Annotated in this window: 5 protein-coding genes; all 5 read right to left on the bottom strand. The window is 49.7% G+C overall.

What is annotated here, in order from left to right; genetic code table 11:
• On the bottom strand, positions 1-376 hold a 376-nt coding region (locus ACJMM9_RS00635), incomplete at its 3' end, for a hypothetical protein (protein WP_405322907.1).
• Entirely contained in the window at positions 373-645 is a 273-nt protein-coding gene (locus tag ACJMM9_RS00630) for a hypothetical protein (protein WP_405322905.1), read from the bottom strand. The genes ACJMM9_RS00635 and ACJMM9_RS00630, both read right to left, overlap by 4 nt.
• Positions 638-787 carry a hypothetical protein gene (locus ACJMM9_RS00625; protein ID WP_405322903.1) on the bottom strand — a complete coding sequence of 50 codons (150 nt, stop codon included), beginning with the start codon at positions 785-787 and terminating at the stop codon, positions 638-640. The genes ACJMM9_RS00630 and ACJMM9_RS00625 overlap by 8 nt, the downstream gene beginning before the upstream one ends.
• A 48-nt stretch (positions 788-835) precedes the next feature.
• The gene (locus tag ACJMM9_RS00620; RefSeq protein WP_405322901.1) at positions 836-1,402 is read right to left on the bottom strand and encodes a 3'-5' exonuclease; all 567 of its coding nucleotides are present in this window, start codon (positions 1,400-1,402) and stop codon (positions 836-838) included.
• Positions 1,399-1,687: hypothetical protein (locus tag ACJMM9_RS00615; protein WP_405322899.1), on the bottom strand; the 289-nt coding region annotated here is incomplete at its 5' end. The genes ACJMM9_RS00620 and ACJMM9_RS00615, both read right to left, overlap by 4 nt.

Genomic DNA, 1,687 nt, shown 5'->3' with positions numbered 1-1,687 from the left:
TTAAAAACATTTTCCTTTTGTATGTAGAGTAGCACATTCCATGTTCTTTCTTGAATTTTTCGAGCCATCGTTTCGTGCCTTCTCTTCGTATTTTGACGTCTTTCCTTGCCTGCGCTCTTGCGGCATCTGAATCGATGCTTTTGAGCATACTTGTGCGGTATGCCGAATAGCTGACGCCGTGTTCTTCCTTGAATTTATCCGTGGCTTTTTTTACGGCTTCCCTGCGCTGCTGGATGCGTTCATTTGCGTGTTCTTTTGTATAATTCGGGTGACGTTCCTTGAATCTTTCGTAACGCTCTCTGCTCTTTTTCTGCTCCGGCGTCATCTGCTCAAAAGGAATCCTTTTTCGACCGCGTTTTCCGATTTCAAACATCATAGAAGACCGTGCTTTTTCCTGTAGTAGTAGGTGGCGTAGCACATGCCGTGCTCTTGCTTGAACTGTTCGAACCATTTCTTCGCGGCATTCTTGGCCGTTTCCGGATGGCGCTTGCGATAGTTCTTGCAGTATTCTCCGTTTTTATGCGGCGTGGCTGGCTCGGCGGCGGGTTTCGCCTTGGCGGCAAGCTTCGCGGCGTCGGCTTCGTTGTGCTCGCGGATCCGGCGTTGCAGCAACTGGTAAAAAGATTCTTTCTTGCGTCTACCCATTGAAAACCTCTTTCAGGAATTTCCCGATTCCGTACAGCCAGCAGCAAAACGCGGCAAGTCCGGCGACCGAAAATGCGATTGCCACAAACCACATCCAGATTGTTTCGAAAGTCTTGAATTTACGGGTTTTTGCTGTTTGCATTGCTGCCTCAAAAAGCAGTGCAGGGATGCGGGGTCCCTGCCTGCCGTTTTACATGTTGATGTTCCCGGCCTTGCGGGCGGTGTAGAGCTTAACGATGAAGCTGCGGAGCCCTCGCATTTGCGCCTTGGCGTCTTCCAGGGCCGTGTGCTTGGCGACGTTGCCTTCGTCATCCTTGATGATCGGGAACAGGTTCTTGATGGTCCTGTAATCGAACTGCTGCCAGAACATCCACGGGAAAGCGTAGCCGAACGCCTTCATGAAGTTCTGCAGAATCGGGAAGTCGAAATCGAGCCCGCAAGACCACACTCGGAAATTGTCGAAGCGTCCGGTCGCAAAATTCTCGAAAAACCACAGCCTGAATTCTCCGATTCCTTCGGCCGGGTCCGTGGTGCCGCTGAAAGCTTCGTTGCGGGCCTGCTCGCTTTGTTTTTGCCACCACTCCATCGTTGCCTGGTCGTCGGTGAGTCCGGCTTCGGCCTGCTTGTCGATGGCAAAGCGACGGTAGAATTCGACCTGGTTCCCGTTCTTGTCGAAGCCGAAAGCTCCGAGGCTCAGCACCTTGCAGCCGACCTTGTTTCCGGTCGTCTCAATGTCAATCATCAATTCGTTATTCATTGTGCTGCCTCATGTTGAATGTTGCTTTTGAACGTTCTTGCGTAATTCATTCTTTCACGCATTTTATTAAGCTGCTCTTCCGTAAAAACGCGCTTTTTCCGTTCTTTCTTTTGAATGGGGGGGGGCAAAGTTGTTTTGGCGGCTTTGTGGTTTTTGTGCTTGTAAAACCATTTTTTTACATCTTCAGGCTTAAGGTAATGTCTGCGGCCAAAGCAAACGAAATTTATTTCCCCTTTGTTTATTGCGCTGTAAATTACGCTTATGCTGTTTTGGCGTTTTGTTTGG

Origin of the sequence: Fibrobacter sp. (assembly GCF_045112255.1) — a bacterium.
Taxonomy (GTDB): Bacteria; Fibrobacterota; Fibrobacteria; order Fibrobacterales; family Fibrobacteraceae; genus Fibrobacter.
Note: the sequence above shows the minus strand (reverse complement) of the source record. Positions and strands in the feature narration are given on the sequence as shown.

Bases quoted from the DNA above. Each gene is read 5' to 3' on its own strand.
- ACJMM9_RS00630 (WP_405322905.1), bottom strand. From the start codon at position 645: ATGGGTAGACGCAAGAAAGAATCTTTTTACCAGTTGCTGCAACGCCGG.
- ACJMM9_RS00620 (WP_405322901.1), bottom strand. From the start codon at position 1,402: ATGAATAACGAATTGATGATTGACATTGAGACGACCGGAAACAAGGTC.
- ACJMM9_RS00625 (WP_405322903.1), bottom strand. From the start codon at position 787: ATGCAAACAGCAAAAACCCGTAAATTCAAGACTTTCGAAACAATCTGG.